Annotated in this window: 20 protein-coding genes and 1 riboswitch; of the genes, 7 read left to right on the top strand and 13 right to left on the bottom strand. The window is 72.0% G+C overall.

Annotated features, from left to right (window positions below; genetic code table 11):
* Positions 1 to 37: 37 nt before the first annotated feature.
* The gene (locus AB0M73_RS21125; RefSeq protein WP_363892799.1) at positions 38 to 601 is read left to right on the top strand and encodes an HD domain-containing protein; all 564 of its coding nucleotides are present in this window, start codon (positions 38 to 40) and stop codon (positions 599 to 601) included.
* A gap of 60 nt (positions 602 to 661) precedes the next feature.
* On the opposite strand, the gene AB0M73_RS21120 is transcribed toward AB0M73_RS21125, so the two are convergent.
* Genes AB0M73_RS21120 through AB0M73_RS21110 form a run of 3 tightly spaced genes read right to left on the bottom strand, consistent with a single transcriptional unit; the run spans position 662 to position 3,084 of the window.
* A complete protein-coding gene (locus AB0M73_RS21120; RefSeq protein WP_157494879.1) occupies positions 662 to 829 on the bottom strand; it encodes a hypothetical protein in 168 nt (55 codons plus the stop codon).
* Complete coding sequence (locus tag AB0M73_RS21115) at positions 830 to 2,404, bottom strand: DNA polymerase Y family protein (RefSeq protein WP_363892797.1); 1,575 nt, start codon at positions 2,402 to 2,404, stop codon at positions 830 to 832.
* The gene (locus tag AB0M73_RS21110; protein WP_363892795.1) at positions 2,401 to 3,084 is read right to left on the bottom strand and encodes a hypothetical protein; all 684 of its coding nucleotides are present in this window, start codon (positions 3,082 to 3,084) and stop codon (positions 2,401 to 2,403) included. The genes AB0M73_RS21115 and AB0M73_RS21110 overlap by 4 nt, the downstream gene beginning before the upstream one ends.
* Positions 3,085 to 3,348: 264 nt before the next feature.
* Between AB0M73_RS21110 and AB0M73_RS21105 the strand changes: the two genes are divergently transcribed.
* The gene (locus AB0M73_RS21105) at positions 3,349 to 3,543 is read left to right on the top strand and encodes a hypothetical protein (protein WP_363892793.1); all 195 of its coding nucleotides are present in this window, start codon (positions 3,349 to 3,351) and stop codon (positions 3,541 to 3,543) included.
* A 66-nt stretch (positions 3,544 to 3,609) separates the two neighbouring features.
* Here AB0M73_RS21105 and purH read toward each other — a convergent pair whose 3' ends face one another.
* From purH to AB0M73_RS21070, 7 genes are all read right to left on the bottom strand, one after another.
* Positions 3,610 to 5,184, bottom strand: a complete 1,575-nt coding sequence (gene purH / locus AB0M73_RS21100) for a bifunctional phosphoribosylaminoimidazolecarboxamide formyltransferase/IMP cyclohydrolase (protein WP_363892791.1) — start codon at positions 5,182 to 5,184, stop codon at positions 3,610 to 3,612.
* Positions 5,181 to 5,804, bottom strand: a complete 624-nt coding sequence (gene purN / locus AB0M73_RS21095) for a phosphoribosylglycinamide formyltransferase (protein WP_363892789.1) — start codon at positions 5,802 to 5,804, stop codon at positions 5,181 to 5,183. The genes purH and purN overlap by 4 nt, the downstream gene beginning before the upstream one ends.
* A gap of 71 nt (positions 5,805 to 5,875) precedes the next feature.
* On the bottom strand, positions 5,876 to 7,462 hold the full coding sequence (locus AB0M73_RS21090) for a DUF6350 family protein (protein ID WP_363892787.1): 1,587 nt from the start codon (positions 7,460 to 7,462) through the stop codon (positions 5,876 to 5,878).
* A 126-nt stretch (positions 7,463 to 7,588) separates the two neighbouring features.
* Positions 7,589 to 8,344, bottom strand: coding sequence for a DUF5336 domain-containing protein (locus AB0M73_RS21085; RefSeq protein WP_363892785.1), 756 nt, complete (start codon positions 8,342 to 8,344; stop codon positions 7,589 to 7,591).
* A 181-nt stretch (positions 8,345 to 8,525) separates the two neighbouring features.
* On the bottom strand, positions 8,526 to 9,413 hold the full coding sequence (gene sucD, locus AB0M73_RS21080) for a succinate--CoA ligase subunit alpha (protein WP_043721699.1): 888 nt from the start codon (positions 9,411 to 9,413) through the stop codon (positions 8,526 to 8,528).
* A gap of 3 nt (positions 9,414 to 9,416) precedes the next feature.
* Positions 9,417 to 10,586: an ADP-forming succinate--CoA ligase subunit beta gene (gene sucC, locus AB0M73_RS21075; RefSeq protein ID WP_363892782.1), complete on the bottom strand. Its 1,170-nt coding sequence runs from the start codon at positions 10,584 to 10,586 to the stop codon at positions 9,417 to 9,419.
* Positions 10,587 to 10,921: 335 nt separating this feature from the next.
* Positions 10,922 to 12,649: a hypothetical protein gene (locus AB0M73_RS21070; protein ID WP_363892780.1), complete on the bottom strand. Its 1,728-nt coding sequence runs from the start codon at positions 12,647 to 12,649 to the stop codon at positions 10,922 to 10,924.
* A 109-nt stretch (positions 12,650 to 12,758) separates the two neighbouring features.
* On the opposite strand from AB0M73_RS21070, the gene AB0M73_RS21065 reads away from it, so the two are divergent.
* Both AB0M73_RS21065 and AB0M73_RS21060 read left to right on the top strand, forming a co-directional pair.
* Positions 12,759 to 13,658 (top strand): alpha/beta fold hydrolase, encoded by a 900-nt coding sequence (locus AB0M73_RS21065; RefSeq protein ID WP_363892778.1) that lies wholly within the window; start codon positions 12,759 to 12,761, stop codon positions 13,656 to 13,658.
* Between the two features lie 325 nt (positions 13,659 to 13,983).
* On the top strand, positions 13,984 to 14,646 hold the full coding sequence (locus AB0M73_RS21060) for a M23 family metallopeptidase (RefSeq protein ID WP_363892776.1): 663 nt from the start codon (positions 13,984 to 13,986) through the stop codon (positions 14,644 to 14,646).
* Here AB0M73_RS21060 and AB0M73_RS21055 read toward each other — a convergent pair.
* A complete protein-coding gene (locus AB0M73_RS21055) occupies positions 14,636 to 15,241 on the bottom strand; it encodes a LysE family transporter (protein ID WP_363892774.1) in 606 nt (201 codons plus the stop codon). The genes AB0M73_RS21060 and AB0M73_RS21055 overlap by 11 nt on opposite strands.
* A gap of 166 nt (positions 15,242 to 15,407) precedes the next feature.
* On the opposite strand from AB0M73_RS21055, the gene AB0M73_RS21050 reads away from it, so the two are divergent.
* A complete protein-coding gene (locus tag AB0M73_RS21050; protein WP_363892772.1) occupies positions 15,408 to 16,172 on the top strand; it encodes a MerR family transcriptional regulator in 765 nt (254 codons plus the stop codon).
* A gap of 27 nt (positions 16,173 to 16,199) precedes the next feature.
* On the opposite strand, the gene AB0M73_RS21045 is transcribed toward AB0M73_RS21050, so the two are convergent.
* Positions 16,200 to 18,932, bottom strand: coding sequence for a BTAD domain-containing putative transcriptional regulator (locus AB0M73_RS21045; protein ID WP_363892770.1), 2,733 nt, complete (start codon positions 18,930 to 18,932; stop codon positions 16,200 to 16,202).
* A gap of 101 nt (positions 18,933 to 19,033) precedes the next feature.
* Positions 19,034 to 19,702 (bottom strand): hypothetical protein, encoded by a 669-nt coding sequence (locus AB0M73_RS21040; protein ID WP_363892768.1) that lies wholly within the window; start codon positions 19,700 to 19,702, stop codon positions 19,034 to 19,036.
* A gap of 271 nt (positions 19,703 to 19,973) precedes the next feature.
* On the opposite strand from AB0M73_RS21040, the gene AB0M73_RS21035 reads away from it, so the two are divergent.
* Both AB0M73_RS21035 and gcvT read left to right on the top strand, forming a co-directional pair.
* Positions 19,974 to 20,597 (top strand): response regulator transcription factor, encoded by a 624-nt coding sequence (locus tag AB0M73_RS21035; protein WP_043721691.1) that lies wholly within the window; start codon positions 19,974 to 19,976, stop codon positions 20,595 to 20,597.
* Between the two features lie 76 nt (positions 20,598 to 20,673).
* A riboswitch (glycine riboswitch) is annotated at positions 20,674 to 20,768 on the top strand.
* A gap of 121 nt (positions 20,769 to 20,889) precedes the next feature.
* Entirely contained in the window at positions 20,890 to 21,990 is a 1,101-nt protein-coding gene (gene gcvT, locus AB0M73_RS21030) for a glycine cleavage system aminomethyltransferase GcvT (protein WP_363892765.1), read from the top strand.
* Positions 21,991 to 22,001 lie beyond the last annotated feature (11 nt).

Genomic DNA, 22,001 nt, shown 5'->3' with positions numbered 1-22,001 from the left:
CCGCCGCCGCGAACAATCGCCCGATTGTGGCGGGTGGATGGTTATCTTCGAGGGTGTGCTGCGCCGCGCCCTGACCGAATCGGACCTCCGCCCGCTACCGTCCCCCGTCGAGGATCTGCTGCTCCGACTCGATGCCCCGCCCCGACTGGCCGCCCACCTTCGCGCCGTGCACGATGTCGCGGCTCAGCTCGTCGACTGGTTCGACGGCCGGCTGCCGCTCGACGCCGACGCCGTCCTCTTTGGAGCGGCCACCCACGACATCGGCAAGACCATCCACGTCGACGAGCTGTCCGGCCCCGGCCACCGCCACGAGCCGGCCGGCCGCGATCTCCTGCTGTCGCAAGGAATTCCGGCCGAGCTGGCCCGCTTCGCCGCCACCCACGCCTCGTGGACGGCGCCGGACATCACCGCCGAGGACCTGGTCGTCAGCCTGGCCGACAAGGCCTGGAAGGCCAAGCGCGTGCCGGACCTGGAGCAGCTGGTCGTGGCCCGCCTGCCCGGTGAGCCCTGGCAGGTGTTCATGGCGCTGGACGACGAGCTCACCCGCATCGCCGCCACCGCCGACGCCCGCCTGGCCTTCCAGTCCTCCTGTCCCGTCTGACATCCGGCTCTGCCCGAAACCGTATTTCGGTGTGTCGGAGAGCGTGACTCGCGGGGGCGGTTAGGGGCGGTCGTATTCTGTCGAGCGGCGTGGGGCGGGGATGAGCTGGGTGAATTCGAGGGCGGACCACGCGGGCAGGGAAGGCTGCCGGGTGGGCCATGAGGGCTCGGTGAACCACGGGTCGCCCTGGGACTCCCAGGCGGTGGTCTCCCACTGATCGTCGCTCATCTAGTCGTACACCCCTTCCACCGCCCACGTTCGGCCCTCCCGGACCAACAGCAGCGCGGTCTGTTCGACTCCGTCCAGCAGCACCTGGAGCCGGGCCCGGCGACGACCGCCGGACGGCTCCCACCAGGCCTCCTCGGCCGCCCACGGACCGGCCCAGGCCACCACGGACCGCGCGGGCCCGCCGGCCAGGGACACGGCGGCGGGGACGCCGGTGAGGCGGTGCCGCCCGCTGACGCCGACCGGGGCCGCCGCGGCGTCGAGCACCACGGCGGCCACCGGTTCGGCCGGCACGGTCGCCGGGGACGGCGACGGCAGCCGGCCCGGCCACGGTGCATCCGGATCGGCGCCGGGGAGGCGTTCCTCGCCCCACGGCACGAACCGGACCCGGTCCGATGGCCCGCGTCCGCCACCGAGCACGCCGGTGACAACGCCATCGGGACCGAGCAGCCCCTGCACCCTGACCAAGGCCCGGCCGGCCCGCTCGGCCCCGGTTCCCGGATCCTCACTGCCCCCGTGCCACAGCCCGAGCTGCAGCGCGGTGGCGTCGACCACCTCGACGGGGTCGAGCCACAACCTGGTGATGCCGGCGCTGGGCCTGCTGCCGGGCGCGGCCCGCAGCCAGCCGTCGAGCTGCCAGCGCACCCGGTCGGCGATGCCGGTGGGGGTGAGCGGCTCGGCGCAACGCCACACCCGCCCCAGCTCCTCACCGTTGTCCGTGCTCGCGTGGACGCCGAGACGGGTGCAGGCCAGCCCCCGAGCCGCGAGTTTCTCGTGCAGCTGCTCCGCGAGCGCGCGCCCGGCGAACGCAGCGGCGTCCACGCGGTCTAGCGGCGGATCGGGGGAATGCGTTACCGAAAGCTCCGGTGGCGTTCGTCTCCTGGCCGGCGGCCGTTCCTCTAGACCACGGGCGAGCCGGTGGGTGGCCACGGCGTCGGCGCCGAAACGGGAGGCAACGTCGCGTTCGCTCAGCGCGGCGTACGCGCCGAGGGTGCGCAACCCCAGCCGGCGCAACAGGTCGACGAAGTCGGTGCGGTCGGGGCCGCCGGGCGGGCTGAGCTCCATGGCGCTCAGCGGGGCCAGGAACTCGGCGCTGCCACCGGGCGGCACGACCAGCCCGCGCCGGGCGGCCAGGGTGGCGGCGAACAGGCCGTCGGCCACGCCGATCTGGCACTCCAGGTCGCATTCGGACGCCACCTGGTCGATCAGACGCTCGGCGACGGCCGCCTCGGAGCCGTAGTAGCGGGCGGGACCGCGCACCGGCAGGGCCACGATGCCGGGGCGCACCACCTCGATGCCGGTGGCCAGCCTCTCCACCGCCGCGGCGACCGGCTCGAACACCCGGGCGTCACGGTCGAGGTCCTCCTCGAACACGACCAGCTCGGGGCAGCGGCCCTGGGCGCTGCGCTTGCGGTCGCCGCGCCGGATGCCCTCCGTGCGGGCCACCGCCGAGCAGGCGACGACCCGGTTGTTGGCCAACACCGCCGCCGGCACGTGCGGGGCCAGACCGGCCGACTTGGTCGCGGCCAGCACCGGCCAGTCCGGGCACCAGGCCACGAGCGTGCGCACGGCCGTCACGAGGTCACCGACCGAAGCCGGGCCGGCTCGGCGGCCACGTTCGGCCGGTCCGTGGGCAGGTCGACCGGCCAGCCGCCGGGCAGCGTGAGCCGCACCTGGTTGCCGCGGGCGGCCGCGCCGCGACCACGGGATCGCACGGTCAGCTCCCGGCCGCGCAGCCGGCCGTGGCCGTCGCCGAGGCCCTGCCAACGGCCGCTGCCGTCGAGTTCGAGGTCCGCGCCGGGCCAGCTGCCGAGGGGGATGAGCACCGAGCCACGGTTGCGGGCCCGGGCCGACAGGCGTCGTGCCTCGGCCGGCGCCGGCTGCCGGGCCACAGCGACCAGGTCGAGGCCGTCCAGCAGGGCCGCGGTCACGGCGACGAGTTCGGGGCCGGGCGCGGGCACGAGGGCCAGGCGGTGCACCACCACACCCAGCTCGTCCGCGGCCACCAGGCCGAGATCGGGCATGCCCACCACGGCCGCCCAGGAACCTTCGGCCGTGGCAGCGGCCAGCAGCGCGAACAACAGCGTGGTGGACCCGCGCACCACCACGGTGCTTCCGCGCCGCAGGCCGCCCCACGGCAACAGGCCGGCCAGTCCGTCGAGGACCGGCAGCGCCTTCCCTACTGGTGTTTGGGTCAGCTCGTTGGCTGCGCTCACCCCGTTGAGCGCGGTCAACGACGCCGTTGCCGACCCGGACACCAGCCACCTCCTCACCCACTTCACGGCCGCGTGCGCACCCCTGCACCTGCGGGCCGCCGTGGGGAAGACGGCGGTTTCGGAGCTGGCCGGACCCCGATCCGGTCCACCTCCTGGTTCGAACTCACGTTCGAACCGATGGGCTAAGTAGACACCACCGCGACTGAGGTCGTCAAGCGGCGGGGACACGCCTATGGAGTGATCATCCACTCACCCTGGAGTGACCCGGAGCACACTGGTCGCAGTACATCTGAGTGGGAGGTCGTGATGGCAATGGAGCCAACACCGACGACGCCGGGGAAGGCCTGGAACGACTCGCTGGCGCGCTACCGGCGCCACGCGGCCGAGGTGCTCACCACACACCAGTGCACGGACGCCGGCTGCGTGGTCTGCGGCCAGCAGTGGCCGTGCACGGCGGCCTGCGCCGCCGAATTCGTGCTGGAACTCCGCGACACCCCCTGATGCAGGGAAGGACGCCTTACCCGCGTTGAACGAGGGTAAGGCGTCCTTCCCTGCATACAGCAGCCCTCAGTGGGCGAAGTGGCGCGTCCCAGTCAGGTAGAGGGAGACGCCGGCCGCTTCGGCGGCGGCGATGACCTCGGCGTCGCGCACGGAGCCGCCGGGCTGGACGACGGCCTTCACGCCGGCGTCGAGCAGCACCTGGAGGCCGTCGGGGAAGGGGAAGAAGGCGTCGGAGGCGGCCACCGAGCCCTTGGCGCGGTCACCGGCGCGGGCCACCGCGAGGCGGGCGGCGTCGACGCGGTTGACCTGGCCCATGCCGGCGCCGACGGTGGCGCCGTCGTGGGCCAGCAGGATGGCGTTGGACTTCACGGCCCGGCAGGCCCGCCACGCGAAGTGCAGGTCGGTCAGGGTGTCCTCGTCCACGGCCGGGCCGGTGGCCAGGGTCCACTTGGCCGGGTCGTCGCCGTCGGCCTCGATGGTGTCGACGGTCTGCATGAGCAGGCCGCCGGACACGGCCCGGAACTCCGCCCCGCCGCGCACGGGCGGCTGAGCGACCAGGATCCGGACATTCTTCTTGCGCGCCAACACGTCCACCGCACCGTCCGCATAGGACGGTGCGACGATGACCTCGGTGAAGATCTCCGCCACCTGCTCGGCCATCTCCACGGTGACCTCGCGGTTGGCCGCGATCACGCCGCCGAAGGCGCTGACCGGGTCACAGGCATGGGCCTTGCGGTGGGCGTCGGCGATGTCGCCGGAGACGGCGATGCCGCACGGGTTGGCGTGCTTGATGATCGCCACGCACGCGGCGGTGTGGTCGTGGGCGGCGCGCCACGCGGCGTCGGCGTCCACGTAGTTGTTGTACGACATCTCCTTGCCGTGCAACTGCTGCGCGGTGGCCAGGCCACCACGGCCGTCGCCGGAGACGTACAGCGCGGCCTTCTGGTGCGGGTTCTCGCCGTACCGCAGCACGTTGGACCGCTCCCAGGTGGCGCCGACCCAGCCGGGGAAGCCCGAACCCTCATCGTCGGAGGCGAGCACGTTGCCCATCCAGGACGCCACGGCCACGTCGTACGACGCGGTGTGGCGGTACGCGGCGGCGGCCAGCCGCTGGCGGTCGGGCAGCGTGAAGCCGCCGGCCCGCACGTTCTCCAGCACCCACCCGTAGCGGGCGGGGTCGACCACGACGGCGACGCTGGGGTGGTTCTTGGCGGCGGCCCGCACCATGGCCGGCCCGCCGATGTCGATCTGCTCCACGCACTCGTCCGGGCTCGCGCCCGAGGCCACGGTCTGGGTGAACGGGTACAGGTTCACCACGAGCAGGTCGAACGCGGCGATGCCGAGCTCGTCGAGCTGCCGGAGGTGGTCGGGCTTGCGGGTGTCGGCCAGCAGGCCGGCGTGCACGCTCGGGTGCAGCGTCTTGACCCGGCCCTCCAGCGACTCCGGGAAGCCGGTGACCTGCTCGACCGGCACCACAGGCACGCCCGCGTCGGCGATCGCCTTGGCGGTGCCGCCGGTGGAGACGATCTCCACGCCGGCCTCGTGCAACCCGGTGGCCAGCTCCAGCAGTCCGGCCTTGTCCGAAACGCCGATCAGCGCGCGGCGCACGGGACGGCGTGCCGCGGTTCCTGCCTCGGTCACGGGATGCTCACCTTTCGTCCGTGAAGGGTCCAGCCCTCGCGGGCCAGTCGGGCGACCACGTCGACCAGCAGTCGCCGCTCCACCTTTTTGATGCGTTCGTGCAGCACGGCCTCGTCGTCGCCGACGTCGACCGGCACGGCCTCCTGGACCAGGATCGGCCCGGTGTCCACGCCCTTGTCCACCAGGAACACCGTGCAGCCGGTGACCCGCACGCCGTAGGCCAGCGCGTCCCGCACCGCGTGCGCGCCGGGGAAGGCGGGCGACAGCGCGGGGTGGGAGTTGATCACCCGGTCGCCGAAGCGGTCCATGAACGGCTGGCCGAGCAGCTTCATGAAGCCGGCCAGCACGATCAGGTCCGGGCGCAGCGACTCGACCAGGTCGGCCAGGGCCTGGTCCCAGGCGGCCCGGTCGGCGTGGTCGCGCAGCTTCACGACGTGCGTGGGCACGCCGGCGCGCTCGGCGCGGGCCAGCCCCTCGATGCCGTCCCGGTCGGCGACGACGGCGACGATGTCCGCCGGGTAGCCGTCGGTCGCGGCGGCGTCCAGCAGGGCCTGCAACAGGGTGCCGGAACCGGAGACGAACACGACGACGCGGGCGCGGTGCAGAGTGCTCAGGGTCAACTCCTGGCGAGCCGGGTCACGGTCATGACCAGCGTAAGTGGTCGGGTCCACGGGCTCACGCCCAGGTCCGGCTACTTGTCGTCGGGCCGCGCCGTCGAGTGATCCTCATCGCCGTCGGCCTCGTCCACCGTGCTCTCGGCGGCCTCGTCCTCGGCGGCCAATTCGGCGTCGGCCTCGGCCTCCAGCTCGGCCATCACGTCATCCTCGAACTCGGCCTCTTCCTCGGCCTCGTCGAGCTCCTCGTAGTCCCGCTCGTCCTCTTCTTGGTCTTCTTCGCCGGGGTCGTACTCGTAGCTCTCGGGCTCGTCCTCGAAGTCCTCGTCCTCGACGTCTTCCTCGAGGTCGTCCGCCTCGATGTCCTCGGCCTCCCCGTCGGCCTCGAGGTCGTCGGCCTCGATGACGGGCTCGGCCTCGGCGACGGGCTCGGGTTCGACGGCCTCGGGTACGACGGCCACCGGCACCGGGCGCACGTTGCGGGCCTGCTTCGGGCCGGCGAAGAAGGCCACCAACCCGGCCGGGATGAGCACCCAGCCCAGCGCCACCGCCCCGACCAGGCCGGCCGGCACCGTGACGGGGCTGAACACGCCGCCGCCGAGCCGTCCACCGGTCAGCGCGGCCAGCAGGAACGCCGTCCCCCCGACCACGGCCGCCGCGACGGCGACGCCGCGCAGCCGGGCCAGCGGCCGGGGCGCGATCCGTCGGCACGTCCAGCCCAGGAACAGGCCCACGACCAGCGGCGCGATCATCAGGCCCAGCAGCGTGCGGCTCTGGTTGGCGGGGACCGCGGCGAACAGCGGCACCGCCGGCAGCTTGGCGATCGCCAGGTGCAGCGGGGTGACGGAGAAGGTGCCCATGGTGAAGCCGGGCCCCATGGCGAAGGACAGCGCCGCCACGATGGCGTTGGGCAGGTAGGCCACGGTCAGCAGGAACATGCCGAACTCGCTGCCCAGTTCGGAGCCGCTCTGCTCGAAGATCGCGGTCGCCGTCGTCCAGTGCGTGATCAGGCCGAAGGCCAGCACCAGCGCGCCGGCCGCGGCCATCCCGGCGACGCCCATGGCCCCGGCCCGCAGGCCACGCACGACCACGGGATCCACCCGCGAGAACGCCACGTCCAGCAGGCAGCAGCGCCGCACCACGCCGATCGTGGCCGCCAGCGCGGCCACCGCCCCACAGCCGAAGAACGCCGCCGGCGGGCTCACCGTCACGGGACCGCTCCGCAGCACCAGCGCGATCGTCAGGCCCACGACGGCGTGCGCGCCCGCGATGGGGAACACCACCAGCCGGGCCTGCGAGGGCTCATGCAGGTGCAGCCGTCCGGCCGCGCGCGACGCCGAGCGGGCGACCAGCACCATCAGCAGCGCCGTCGGCAGCAGCGGCAGCACCGCGAACGAGTGCGTGCCCAGGCCGAGCGGCACGTGATGCGCCGCCAGCCAGCCGGGGATCGCCGCCAGCAGCACGCCCGGCACCGTCAGCTGGATGTTGGACGCCGAGGCAACGACCACCGCGAGCACCGTGGCGACCATCGCGTAGCCGCCGACGATCGGGGCGATCGCGGCGTAGGCCAGCACGCGCACCCGTGCCTGGCGGGACCGGGCCGGACGCCGCGCGGGCGGCGCGGCAGGCCGGCGTTGCGTGGACTGGAGGACCGGCACGGTCACACTCTGGCATCCCTTCGAGCCGTCCGCGCGTGCGCCACGCAGAGCGGTGCCCCCTGATGCAGGGAAGGACGCCTTACCCGCGGTCAACGAGGGTAAGGCGTCCTTCCCTGCATGAAGAAGGGAGCGTCAGCCCTGCGGCGGGGCGGTGAAGCCGCCGGGCGGGGTGCCGGGCTGCTGCGGCTGCTGGCCGCCGGGGGCGGACGGCGGCGGCGCGGGCTGGCTGAACTGGCCCGGGTGGGACATGAACTGGGTCGGCTGCGGCGCGGGAGCCTGTTGCTGCTGGGGCTGCTGCGGGGCGCCGTACTGGCCGCCGGGCTGCTGCTGGGGCTGCGGCACGACCTGGGTGGCCTGGCCGTAGCCGGGCTGGGCGAACGGGCCGCCGGGCTGGCCGGGCTGGGGCTGCGGGAAGCCGCCGGTCTGCGGGCTCCACTGGCCGGGCTGCTGCGGCTGCTGCGGCTTGGGCGCCGGGGCGCTGATGATGCCGGCCTCGACCAGGTAGCCGCCGACGGCCGCGACGGCGGTCAGCACGCCGAGGATGAGGACCAGGTAGGCGCCGAACGCCGTGGCGCCGGCGGTGAACACCGTGAACAGCAGCGGCAGCGTGACCGCGACGGCGACGAGGCCGGGCAGGAAGCCGGGCTTGGCCGGCTTGCCGGGCAGCAGCACCTGGGCCGACAGGCCGCCGGCGATCAGGTAGAGCGCCGGGATCCAACCCAGGCCCACGGCGTATGCGGACGCCGCCGGGGCGAACGAGAAGAAGCCGGCCACGAGGACGAGCACCGACAGCCCCGCGGCGGCCATGTGCAGGAGCTTGTCGAGCTCCTGGGTCGCCGCCGGCCTGGCGGCCGGGGTCGGTGCCGGACCACCGGAGGGGAAGGTCATGGGTGTGCTCTCCCTTGGTCTGGACAGCGCGTCGACGAAAACGCTATCGGATTCACTCGGTAGGACGTACGCCGACCATGCCCGGTTCTCCTGATCGGCTGAGAACACACTGTGGAAGGACAAGCCCCGACAAGCAGCGAGGCGGCCCGCCAGCAGCGGACCGCCTCACCCGAACGACGACTCAGAGCGCGGCGATGATCTCCCGCATGAGCTGGGCGGTCTCGGACGGCGTCTTGCCGACCTTGACGCCCGCGGCCTCGAGGGCCTCCTTCTTGGCGGCCGCGGTGCCGGCGGAGCCGGACACGATCGCGCCCGCGTGGCCCATGGTCTTGCCCTCGGGCGCGGTGAAGCCGGCCACGTAGCCGACGACCGGCTTGGTGACATTGGCCTTGATGTAGGCCGCGGCCCGCTCCTCGGCGTCGCCGCCGATCTCGCCGATCATCACGATCGCCGCGGTCTCGGGGTCGTTCTGGAACGCCTCGAGCGCGTCGATGTGCGTGGTGCCGATGACCGGGTCGCCGCCGATGCCGATGGCGCTGGAGAAGCCGAACTCCCGCAGCTCGTACATCATCTGGTAGGTCAGCGTGCCCGACTTGGACACCAGGCCGATCTTGCCGGGCCCGGCGATGTCGGCCGGGATGATGCCGGCGTTGGACTTGCCGGGGCTGATGATGCCCGGGCAGTTCGGGCCGATGACCCGGGTCTTGTTGCCGGTGGCCACGGCGTGCGCCCAGAACGCGGCGGTGTCGTGCACCGGGATGCCCTCGGTGATGACCACGGCCAGGCCGATCTGGGCGTCGATCGCCTCGATCACGGCGGCCTTGGTGAAGGCCGGCGGCACGAACACGACGGTGACGTCCGCGCCGGTGGCCTCGATGGCCTCGGCGACGGTGCCGAACACCGGCACGACCTGGCCGTCGAAGTCGACCTTCTCGCCGGCCTTGCGCGGGTTCACGCCGCCGACGATGTTGGTGCCCGAGGCGAGCATGCGCCGCGTGTGCTTCATGCCCTCGGAGCCGGTCATGCCCTGGACGATGACCTTGCTGTCCGCGGTGAGGAAGATAGCCATCGGTCAGACCCCCGCAGCCGCGAGCTCGGCGGCCTTGTCGGCCGCGTTGTCCATCGTGTCCACCACGGTCACGAGCGGGTGGTTCGCCTCGGCGAGGATGCGACGACCCTCGTCCACGTTGTTGCCGTCCAGCCGGACGACCAGCGGCTTGCTGGCCTCGTCGCCGAGGATCTCCAGCGCCTTGACGATGCCGTTGGCGACCGCGTCGCAGGCGGTGATGCCGCCGAAGACGTTGACGAACACCGAACGCACGTCCGGGTCGCCCAGGATGATCTCCAGGCCGTTGGCCATGACCTCGGCCGAGGCGCCGCCGCCGATGTCCAGGAAGTTGGCCGGCTTGACGCCCTTGTGCTTCTCGCCCGCGTAGGCGACGACGTCCAGCGTGGACATGACCAGACCGGCGCCGTTGCCGATGATGCCGACCTGGCCGTCCAGCTTCACGTAGTTGAGGTGCTTGGCCTTGGCCTTGGCCTCCAGCGGGTCCTCGGCCGCGTGGTCGACCAGCTCGGCGTGGGTGCCGTGGCGGAAGGCCGCGTTCTCGTCGAGGGTGACCTTGCCGTCGAGGGCGACGATCTTGCCCTCGGGGTCGCGCACCAGCGGGTTGACCTCGACGAGGGTGGCGTCCTCGCCGACGAAGGTCTGCCACAGCTGCACCAGCACGTCGGCCACCTGGTCGGCGACCTCGGCCGGGAACTTGCCGGCGGCGACGATCTCGTCGGCCTTGGCCCGGTCGACGCCCTTGATGGCGTCGACCGGGATCTTGGCCAGCGCGTCGGGGCGCTCGACGGCGAGCTGCTCGATCTCCATGCCGCCCTCGGCCGACGCCATCGCCAGGAAGGTGCGGTTGGCCCGGTCGAGCAGGAAGGAGACGTAGTACTCCTCGGCGATGTCCGAGGCGGGCGTCACCAGCACCTTGCGGGTGATGTGGCCCTTGATGTCCAGGCCCAGGATGGCCTCGGCCTTGGCCTCGGCGTCATCGGGGGTGTCGGCGAGCTTCACGCCGCCGGCCTTGCCGCGGCCGCCGGTCTTGACCTGCGCCTTGACGACGACGGTCTGACCGAGCTGGGCCGCGATCTCGCGGGCTTCGGCGGGGGTGGCGGCCACGGAGCCCGGCAGCACCGGTACTCCGTGGGCGGCGAAGAGATCCTTCGCCTGGTACTCGTACAGGTCCACTCGGGTCTCCTGCGACGTCGGTGTCGGACGTGGCCGCGCGCTAGGTCAATGGGGCGGTAACACCCGAGGAAAACCACTGGACAACGGCCTCGCCCGACCCTATCGGCCTGCGGAACGTCTCCGCCCCCTGGGGCCGGTGAGGTGCCTTACAACGAGGGTGAGGTCAGTCACGGTGCTTGTCTCCGCGCGTTCCGCGCGGGGCGAGGCCGCTGAAGATCCGGTGCCTTCGCTTGCCGGATTTAGCCCGCCGCGTCGGCTCGGGTGGCGGGGTGCGTCGGGTGGCGGCGGTCGAAATCCGCCAACCACTCCAGGCACCGGCGCGGCCTCGCGACTCCCTAGTCCAGGCCCGCTGATTCACCCTTTGCGGACACAGCCAACACGCCGCCTACAACCAGGACCAGAGCGCAGGCGACGGCCAGCCAGGTGCCCAGCGACGGGGCGGAGCCGGCGGCGCGAGCGCCCGTGAACACGAACTCCAAGGCCCGGACGACGGCGACGCCGGCGGCGCCGAACAGCAGTGCGGCGCCCCGTGAGGGCCGGGATCGGGCGGCCAGCGCGGCGGCGGCGATCACCGCGAGCACGGCGACGACCGCGCCGGTCGAGGCGATGCGGAACGTCCACAGGCCGGCGGACTCGTACTCCGGCCCGGTGACGGCCGGAAACCCGAAGGCGCCGATGGCCAGCAGCGACGCGACGCCGGCGATCCAGCCGAGCACGGGACGAGCCGCCAGTTCGGACAGGTCTACGTCCTCCCGCTCCAGCGCGCCGGCCAGCGTCGCGATGATCACGGCGACCAGGGCCAGCAGCACGGCCAGCGCCCCGAACCACACGCCGGCGCCGGGGGTGGCCTTGCTGGTGATCACGCCGGTCGCCGACAGCACGTTGTCGAAGCCGCTGGCCACGGCCAGCGCGATGCCGGCGCAGGCGACCGTGAACGCCGGCCGCACCAGCGCCGCCCAGGCCGGCACCAGCAGCCCGACGGCGAGCACGCCCACCAGGACGCTGGCCGGCGTGAGCAGCCGGATCGCGTAGTTCTCCGGCACCGCGGCCCCTTCCGGCAGGGACAGCAGCGGCAGCGCCACGGCGACCAGACCGGACGCGGCGGCGACCAGGCCGACGACGCCGGCCCCGATGTGCAGGTTGCCCCGCCCCGGCAGGTCGACGTCCTCGTCGAGGGACTGCTCCCGCCGCCCCACCGAGACGAAGGCGAACGGCACCAGCAGCGCGACGCCGACCAGGGCGATCCACGGCCCGGCCGACGGGTGCAGGTCGTCGATCACGAAGCCGGCGACGGCCGGCGGCAGGCCCACGACCAGCGCGGCCAGCCCGACGCCGACGATGCCGCCACGGACCGAGTCGGCGTCGCCGGAGGTCGCCGCGACGGCTGCTCCCGCCGGCATCACCAGGGCCACCAGCAGGCCGCCGACCAGGGCCAGCGCCGGCGAGTCGAACACGCCGTCGGCCGGCAGCAGCGGGTTGTCGGACGCGAAGGGGGCCATCACCAGGCCGACCGCGATCAGCAGGCCGAGGCCGGCCACGCCGACGACCAGGCCGCGGCGCGGCTCCTCGTCGGTCGGGCGATCACGGTCGCGGGCCAGCACACCGGCCGCCACCGTGACGACAAATCCCACGATGAGCAGCCACAACCCGAAGGAGGCGTTGGGCGGGACCGTGCCGTCCACCGCGACCAGATCCGGCCGCGACACGCGGCTGGCATCGACGGCCAGCTGCACGTCGGCAATGGCGCGGCCCACCGACACGGCGGCGAACACCATCAGCAGCGCGCCGGCAGCGGCCGGTCTGCGGTTGCCCACGAAGATCGCGGCGGCGATCGGCGGCAGCAGGGCCAGCACGGCGGCCAGCGGCCAGGACGTGTAGCCCGCCGGGGCGTCGACCACGCCGACGACCAGCCCCACGATCTGCAGCACGGCCCCGGCCGCCGCGACGGCGATGGCCGGTCGCAGGCTCGTGTCCAGCGGTTCTGGATCGACTTCGGGCTCGCCGCTCCGGGCGGCCCGCCGATCGGCGAGACGGGGGTGTGTTGACCTCGGCCGCTCACTCACGGGGGCGACCCTACAACGCGACACGGAAGGGCACGCTGTAGCGAGGAGATGACTAATCGTGAACTGATACGTATCGCAAAAGTTGCACAGTTAATTTACCGTCACTCGTATGGGTAACGGCGTGCTCGGTCGACTGGCCAGCACCCTCCGGGGTGTTGCCGTCGAATCGGCATGGCTGGCCGCGCACGCCGCACTCTACCCGTGGGGGGCAACGGCGGAACGCCTCCACCCGGACGGGCCGTACGCCCACTACCGGACCGACGCCATGTCCCCAAGAGCCCGCGGACTGTTGGTTTCGGCCATGGACGCGGCGGGCACCCCGATCCTGCTGCTGCACGGAATAGGGGACAACCGGTCCGTGTTCGCGGTGTTGGGAGCCGCGCTGCGCCGTCGGGGATTCGGGGTGGTGCACGCGGTGAACTACAGCGTGCTGACCGCCGTGACCGGGGACGTGCGGACGGCCGCGTCGATGTTCGGGGAGCAGGTCGAGCAGGTCTGCGAGCTGACCGGGGCCGACCGCGTGCACGTGGTCGGGCACTCGCTCGGGGGCCTGATCGCGCGCTACTACGTGCAGCGCCGCGGCGGCGACGAGCGGATCGACACGCTGGTCACGTTGGGCACGCCGCACCGGGGCACCGTCGCCGCGTACCTGATGCCCACCGGGCTCGCGCGTCAGCTGCGGCCGGGGTCGCAGTTGCTGGCCGAGCTGGACGAGCCCGCGCCGGGTTGCCGCACCCGGTTCGTGTCGGTGTGGACGCCCGCCGACCAGATCGTGCTGCCGCAGTCCAACGCCCGGCTGAGCCACCCGGACCTGGACATCGAGGAGCACTGCCTGCGTGATGTCGGTCACTGGGCACTGCCCGTGGATTCACGTGCATCACGGCTCGTCGCGGGCTGCCTCGTTCGCGGGCACGACCGTCCGTCCGAACGGGCTACCAGCCAGTACGACCCCCTGCGCACATCACCGATCACGCACGGTCATAGCGCCTCGTCCGAGCTTTCCAGCTGAAACCCGTTCGAGGGAGGCCCCCTCCCAGGGCTTGCCCCTAGGGGATCGACTTCGTTACCTTCTCGCGGTCCGTTGTCACGGTCTGATCACGTACGCGACACGCTGCCGCTACCCCGAATGCGGCGGCCCGGGAACCCCGTCCCGGCTCGCAGTGGTCCGGCTCCCCGAGGCGGAAGGGCAGGCTTTGACGCAGTACCGCTCCCCCGGCGGCTCGAAACGTTCCACCGCGCCAACCCCGAGGCGCATCGAGCAAGCCGATGCCACGCGTACCCGTGGCTCCCACCGGCTACCCCCTCCCCCGTCCGCGCTCCGTGGCCGCGTCGCCGTGGCCGCCGTCGCACTCGGCGCGTTCACCGCTGCCGCGTACGGCGGCACGCTGACCCCCGCGCAACACACCACCGACGGCATCAAGCCGCTCGCCGACGCCCGTGAGGCCGCCAACGCCTTCGGCATCGGCGGCGACACCGTCGGCGCCCCCGAGGTGCTGCCCATCCAGCGCGGTGGCGACGCCGCCGCCGAGGCGCAGAAGCTCACCGCGACCGAGAAGGTCACCGCCGACCTCGCCGCCCAGGCCGCCGCCAAGTGGCAGGCCGACCACCGCCCGCTGTTCGTCAAGCCGGCCCAGGGCGTGCTGAGCTCCGGCTTCGGCGGCCGTTGGGGCGCGTTCCACTACGGCATCGACATCGCCAACGTCATGGACACCCCCATCGTGGCCGCCGCCGACGGCGTCGTCATCGACGCCGGTCCCGCCTCCGGCTTCGGCCTGTGGGTCCGCGTCCGCCTGGCCGACGGCAGCATCAACGTCTACGGCCACATGGACACCTTCTCCGTCCACGTCGGCCAGCACGTCCAGGCCGGCGAGCAGATCGCCAGGATGGGCGACCGCGGCGAGTCCACCGGCGTGCACCTGCACTTCGAGGTGTGGGACCCGTCCGGCAAGAAGATCAACCCCCTGCCGTGGCTCAACGCTCGCGGCATCACCCTTTAAGCAGGCCAACCGCCAGGCCCACGATCACCGCGCTGGACACCAGCGCCGTCGCCAGCCGCCCTCGCGGCCCCGACAGTGCCCGGCCCAGCAGCGCGCCGCCGCCGGCCAGCAGCAGTTGCCAGCTGGCCGAGGCGGCGAAGGCCGCCAGGACGAACACCGGTCCGTCCGTGGCCGTCGGGCCGCCGAGCACCAGCGCGGTGAAGTAGATCAGGGTCATCGGGTTCACCAGCGTGATGCCGAGCAGGGCCACGTAGGCCCGGCCCGGCCCCGTCAGTTCCCCCGTGCCGGCTTCCTGCGGCCTTCCGTGGTCCCGGACCGCCTTGACCGCTCCCCGCAGCGCCAGCGCCGTCAGGACCGCCGCCGAGACCCAGCGCAGCGGCTCCGTGATCGGTTGGATCACCGGCACTAACACCGCGCCGCCGAGGGTGGAGATCAGTGCGTACAGGCCGTCCGCCGTCGCCACTCCCAGGGCCGCCGCTGCGCCCGTGCGCAGCGAGGTCCGGGCCGTGAGTGCCATGAGGTAGGTCCCGACCGCTCCCACCGGTATGGCAATGCCAAAGCCCGCGACGAGCCCGGCGACCAGGGCCCCGCTCACGTGCGGGGCGGCGTCGACCCTCCCCGACCACGCCGCTGCTGCTGGCCCCGCCCCGCGTCAGCGGAGGGGCACAGCGTCGGCTTCGTCAGCGTGGTCATGGGCCCATTGTCAGCACCCGTGGCAAACGATTTGACCCTCACGTGACGTCAGGGCCCACAGTGATCTCATGGCAGACGACAAGTACACCGTGGGCGCGGCGGCGGAGTTGGCCGGAGTGTCCATCCGCACCCTGCACCACTACGACCAGATCGGCTTGGTTCAGCCCAGTAAGCGCAGCACCGCCGGCTACCGCCTGTATTCCGACACCGACGTGCAGGCTTTGACCCGGGTCGTCTTCTACCGCGAGCTCGGTCTCGAACTCGGTGAGATCGCCTCGCTGTTGGCCGACAGGGACATCACCGACGAGCATCATCTTCAGCGCCAACGAAAACTCTTGACCGAGCGCATCTCGCATTTCACCGCCATGGTCTCCGTCATCGACCACGAGCTGTCCGCCCGCGCCGCCGGCATCGGCCTGACACCCCAGCAGCGCCGCGCCGTCTTCGGCCAGGACTTCGTCGCCCATGCCACGTCCGCCGTCCAGAAGTGGGGCGACAGCAAGGAGTTCGTCCAGCGCCAACAGCGCACCGCCCGCTATTCCCAGCAGGATTGGGAAAAACTCCGCGCCGAACTCGCCGCCATCAACCGCGCCTGGGCCGAGGCCATGCTCTCCGGCACCCCGCCGACGTCCCCGCTCGCCATGGACCTCGCCGAGCAGCACCGCGAGCACACCGCCCGTTGGTTCCACGACTGCGACCACGCCACCCACCGCGAGCTGGCCGTGCACTACCGCAACAACGAGCGCAGTGGCCAGAACTACGATGCCATGGTTCCGGGCTTGTCCCAGTACGTCCACGACGCCATCGTCGCCAACGCCGAGCGGTCCGGTTAGGAGCACGGCGATTGCCGTTCCGTCCACTCAGGACGCGACGGCCTTTGCGGCAGCCAACCCTTGCAGCCCTTGGTCGACAGCGTGCCGATGCCCGATACGCCGAGCAATCGCCACAGCGTCGGCAAAGGCGGCGACGGACTCATCCTGCCGCCCCATGGCCAACAGCGTCCCACCGAGATCCTGCAGCACGGTGTTCTGCGCGTACAGATCCCCGAGCTGACGGAAGATCGTCAACGCCGAGCGGCAGCAGTCCAACGCATGCTGGAGCTCCCCCAACTCCAGGTACGTCTCCCCAAGCCCCCGAAGCAGATCGCCTTCGTGCCAACGACTCCCGGCGATACGCGCCAACCCCAGCGCACGCCGGTAGTGCGCCAGCGCGTCCCCGATCATCCCGCTGCCCCGATACGCCTCGGCCAGATTGGACAGGGTGCTCATCTCCCGATGAGTGTCCCCAGGCCCGTATTCGACGGAAGGCATCTGACGCAACGCCACCACAGCATCGGCCTGGCGGCCCAGATGCGCGCTGGCGGCGGCGATGCAGCTCAGCGACAGGGCCTCGCCGATGGGGTCGGCCATGGCCCGGGCGGCGCGGGCGGAGACGCGGGAGAAGGCGATGAGCTGGTCGAAGTCGCGGCGCAGGCGGTGGAACTCCCATACGACGACGCCGAGCCGCCAGGCGGTGAGGTGGCGGCCGTTCTCGCCGGCGACGCGGTCGAGGGCGCCGAGGTTCTCGTTCTCGGTGTCGAACCACTGCAAAGCCTGGAGGTAGCCGGCGAAGGGCAGGGGGGCGCATTCCCGGGGCGGGGTGCCGATGGGCATGTCGTTGGCCTGCCCCCGCAAACCGTTGTCGGCGTTGCTGGCGGTGTAGAGGTACCAGTCGGTCATGCGCTCCATGGCCAACGACCGGTCCCGCTCGTCCTCGCCCTGCTCGACTTCCTCAGCGGCGTACACGCGCAGCAGGTCGTGCAGACGGTAGCGGTCGCGGTCGACCTCGCCGAGGAGGTGACGGTCGGTCAGGTCGGTGAGCAGCCGCCGGGTCATGGGCACGGGCAGGCCGGTGAGGGCAGCGGCAGCCGGGGTGCTGAACTCGGGGCCGGGGTGCAGGCCGAGCAGCCGGAAGACACGGGCGGCGTCGGGCTTCAAGGCGTGGTACGACCACGAGAACACGGCCCGAACCGCGGTGGACTCGTCGTCGTCGGGCGCGAGCACGTCCAACCGGTCGCGCTCGTTGGACAGGTCGCCGGCCAGGTCGGACATCATCAGGTGCGGATGGGTGGCGGCGCGGTCGCCGGCGATGCGCAGCGCCAGCGGCAGGTTGCCGCACAGCCGGACGAGGTCCTGCACGGCCTGGGGCTCGGCGTCGACGCGCGGACGACCGAGCATGCCGACCATGAGCCGGACGGCGTCGTCGGTGCTCAACACGTCCAGGGTGATGCGGCGGGCGCCGTCCCGGGCGACCAAACCGGACAGCCGGTTGCGGCTGGTGACGATCACGGCGCAGGACGGGGATCCGGGCAGCAGCGGCCGAACCTGATCGGTGCTCGCGGCGTTGTCCAGCACGACCAGAATGCGCTTTCCCGCCACGAGGCTGCGGTACATGCCGGCCTGGTCGTCAAGGTCGGCGGGCACCTGCCGGGCCGGCACGCCGAGGCCACGGAGCAGGTAACCCAGTGCGTCCACTGGCATCAGCGGCGGCAGCTTGGGGTCGAAGCCACGCAGGTTGACGTACAGCTGCCCGTCGGGGAAACGATCGGTGATGCGGTGCGCGTAGTGCACGGCCAGCGCGGTCTTGCCGATGCCGCCGGCGCCGTCGATGGCGGAGATCAGCACGGAGTTGCAGGTCTCGTCGAGGAAGCGGTCCAGCTCGGCGATCTCGGCGGCCCGGCCGGTGAAGCCGGGCACGTCGTGCGGCAGTTGTGCTGGTACGGGACCGGCGGGCGGTTCGGCGACCGAGCGGACGGGCTGCGGCGCGGCCAGCTCGGGGTCGTTGCGCAGGATCTTGCCGTGCAGCCGGCGCAGCTCGGGCGACGGCTCGATGGCCAGCTCCTCGGCCAGCACCCGGCGGGCGTCCTGGTACGCCTCCAGCGCGTCGGCCTGCCGGCCGCAGCGGTAGAGGGTGATCATGAGCAGTCCACGCAACCGCTCCCACAGCGGATGCTCGCGGACCAGGGCGGGCAGCTCGGCGGCGAGGTCGTTGTGCCGGCCGAGGTCCAGCATCAGGCTGGCCCGCTCCTCGATCACCAGCAGCCGCAGCTCGTTCAGCCGCGGCCGTTCCTGCTCCACGTAAGGACAGGACAGGCCGTCGAACGGGGTGCCGCGGAACAGCGCCAGTGCCGAGTCCAGCTCGGCCGCGGCCTGTTCGGGATGTCCTTCGCCGCGCAGCAGCCGAGCCCGCTCACGCTGTCCGTTGAGGGCGGTGACATCGAGATTGTCGGGTTCCATCCGCAGCAGATAACCGGGGCCGGCGTTGACGAGCACCGTGGACGGCGCCCGATGCGTCCGGTTCGGCTCCAGGGCGCGGCGCAGACCGGCCACGTAGGTGTGCACGCTGCCCTCGGCGCTGGCCGGGGCGGCCTCGCCCCACAGCGCGGTGATGAGCTCCGACCGACCGACCATCCGGTTCGGGCTGAGTGCGAGCAGGCCGAACAGCGCGCGCTGCATCGGCGCGCCCAACTCCAACTCGCGATCCCCGGCCCAGCCCCGCACCGGGCCCAGGAGGGCGACCCGGAGGGCAGAACCAAGGACATCGTTGTCGGACATCCAGCTTCCTCCCCAGCCCGGCCAGGCGGTTGTCCGACCGGGGTCGTACCCCCGCCGTCATTCTTCCTGGTACACGCGCGAGAAGGAACAGACGCAGCGCGTCAAGGTGTGATTTGGTCCACATTTGGCGACTGACAGGTCCACAGCAGCGTGCCGTTGCGCCGCACCGTCAGCTGATATGCGGCCAGCCGCGACCCGACCGTGTAGGCCTCGACCTGAGGCGCGGGCTCGCCGGCGGCGGCCAGCGACTGCTGGGTCCGGGCGGTCAGCGCGACCACGTCGACCTGCTCGCCGGCCTGGATGAGATAGACGCGCTTGGGCGCCGGCCACGGCGAGCCGTCGAGCGGCATCCGCCACGCCCGCCAGACGCCGTGCCCGCCGGGATAGTCGGCCACGGCGGCGACGGCGGCCTCGTCCATGCGGTCGTCGCCGGACCAGCCGCCGTCCACGAACGTGAAGGGCAGCGCGGCCGGCCACCGGGCCGGCTCCACGCCACGGACTGCGACAGGATCATGACCGCCCGTCACCAAGGCGTCGACCAAGGTCCGGTGATGGTGCGCCGTCACCGGAACGTGTAGATGGACAACGGCGAAGGCGACTGCTCGGGCCACGTCCAGACAGCGGCCCTCGGCCAGCCAGAACCGGGCGGCGGTGAGCAGTTCATCGGTGAGATGGCCGGCGCAGGCGGCGAGAACCTCGGCGAGTTCGGGCAATCGCGCCCGTTCGGCGGTGGTCCGGGACAGCGTGGCGGCGGCATCCTCGACGACCAACAGGCTCCTCCTGCTCGCGCGGGGGACTGCGGTCAGCCTACTGGAGACGATCCCAGGTCAACCAGGAACTTCCCAGGCCATCGGCCCGAGAGTGTGCCCGAACACGACGTTCCGGTGCCCGTTTTTACCTTGTCGCGATCGCCCGATCGAGTGGACTTCGCCAAAACCGCTGGTCAGGACTTTCTCTACGACATGGAGGCGGCGTGAAGATCCTCTGAAGAAGGTCGTTGCACAGTGTGTTCCTGGGGGTACACAGCGAGGAGGACACACCATGGACAGAGTGTGGGTAGCCGTCCACGCGGGCGATCCGATCACCCTGGCCGGCGCGATCAGCTGCCTGCGGGCGCGGGCCGAGCTCCAGGTTGTGCCGGAGCGCAGACTGTCCGAGGCTCAGGTGTTCGTGGTGTGCGCCGACGCGGTCAACGCCGATGTGATGGGGTTGCTGCGGCGGACCGCCGAGTCCACGCCCGTGAAGATCGTGCTCGTCACCGACCGGTTCCACGACGCCGACCTGCTGGCGGCCGTGGAGTGCGGCGTGGTCGCGGTGCTGCCGAAGGCGGCGGCCAGCGGCGAGCGTCTCGTGCACGCGGTGCTGGCGGCCAAGCGGGGCATGGGGGACATGCCTCCCACGCTGCTCGGCTCGCTGCTCGCGCAGGTGGAGCGCCTGCACAAGGAGGTGCTGCGGCCCAACGGCCTCACCGCCTCCGGGCTCGCCCCGCGGGAGATCGACGTGCTGCGGCTGATGGCCGAGGGCTGGGACACCGCCCAGATCGCCACCAAGCTCTCCTACTCGGAGCGCACCGTGAAGAACGTCGTCTACGCCGTGATGAACCGTCTCGGCCTGCGCAACCGTCCGCACGCCGTCGCGTACGCCATGCGCTCGGGTGTGATCTGAAGGGGTACGACGCTTGAATCTTGACCGTGCCGGCCACCTCCAAATACGGTGGCCGGCACAAGTACATCTTCGCTGCTCACACCGAGCGGGAGAGTCCTGTCGAGGTCGGGCAGGCGCCGAAGGAGCAAATCCTCCCCGGAATCTCTCAGGCACCCCTACCGCTCGGGACAGGCGACTCTGAAAAGCAGGCGTGCCCATCGCGCCTCGCCCAAGGGGAAAGCCGGTTCGCCGGTGAAACTCTCAGGCCCATGACAGAGGGGGAGGCTCACTCCACCACACGAGGGGTCTCCTGATGGGCACCGATCCACGCCGCACGCCGCTGCACGACGTGCACGAGCGCCTCGGCGCCAAGTTCACCGATTTCGCGGGCTGGCAGATGCCCCTGCGCTACACCGGTGACGTCGCCGAGCACAATGCCGTGCGCACCGGCGCCGGCCTCTTCGATCTCACGCACATGGGCGAGATCGTGCTCTCCGGCCCGCAGGCGGGCCAGGCCCTCGACTACGCCCTGGTCGGCAACGCCTCCGCGATCGGCGTCGGCCGCGCCCGGTACACCATGATCTGCGGCGACGACGGCGGCATCCTGGACGACCTGATCGTCTACCGCACCGGCGAGCAGGACTACATGGTCGTCGCCAACGCCAGCAACGCCGCCCTGGTGGCCGGCGAGCTGCTCGACCGGGCCGAGGACTTCGAGACAGAGGTCCGCGACGCCTCCACCGAGTACGCGCTGATCGCCGTGCAGGGCCCGCGCGCGGTGTCGCTGCTGGCCCCGCTCACGCCGACCGACCTGTCGACCGTGAAGTACTACGCCTCCTACCCCACCACCGTCGCCGACCGGCCCGCGCTGCTGGCCCGCACCGGCTACACCGGCGAGGACGGCTTCGAGCTGTTCGTGGCGCCGGCGGACGCCGAGGCCGTGTGGAAGGCGGTCGCCGACTCGGGCGAGATCCTCCCGTGTGGACTGTCGTGCCGCGACACGCTGCGTCTGGAGGCCGGCATGCCGCTCTACGGCAACGAGCTGACCACCGAACTCACGCCGTACGCCGCGGGCCTCGGCCGCGTGGTGAAGCTGGACAAGCCCAGCGACTTCGTCGGCCGCGCCGCGCTGGCCAAGGCCTCGGCCGAGACGCCGGCCCGCAAGCTGGTCGGCCTGGTCACCGACGGCCGGCGCGGGCCGAGGCATGGGTACCCGGTGGTGGATCCGGCCGACGGTGCGAGGATCGGCGAGGTCACCAGCGGCGCGCCGTCGCCGACGCTGGGCCACGCGATCGCGATGGCCTACGTCGACGCCGACCGGGCCGTTCCCGGTTCCGCGCTCGCCGTCGACATCCGGGGCACGATCACCCCGGTCGACGTCGTCGAGCTGCCCTTCTACCGTCGTTCATCCTGAAAGGCTTCGAC

Source organism: Kutzneria sp. NPDC051319, from assembly GCF_040682195.1.
GTDB lineage: Bacteria > Actinomycetota > Actinomycetes > Mycobacteriales > Pseudonocardiaceae > Kutzneria.
Note: the sequence above shows the minus strand (reverse complement) of the source record. Positions and strands in the feature narration are given on the sequence as shown.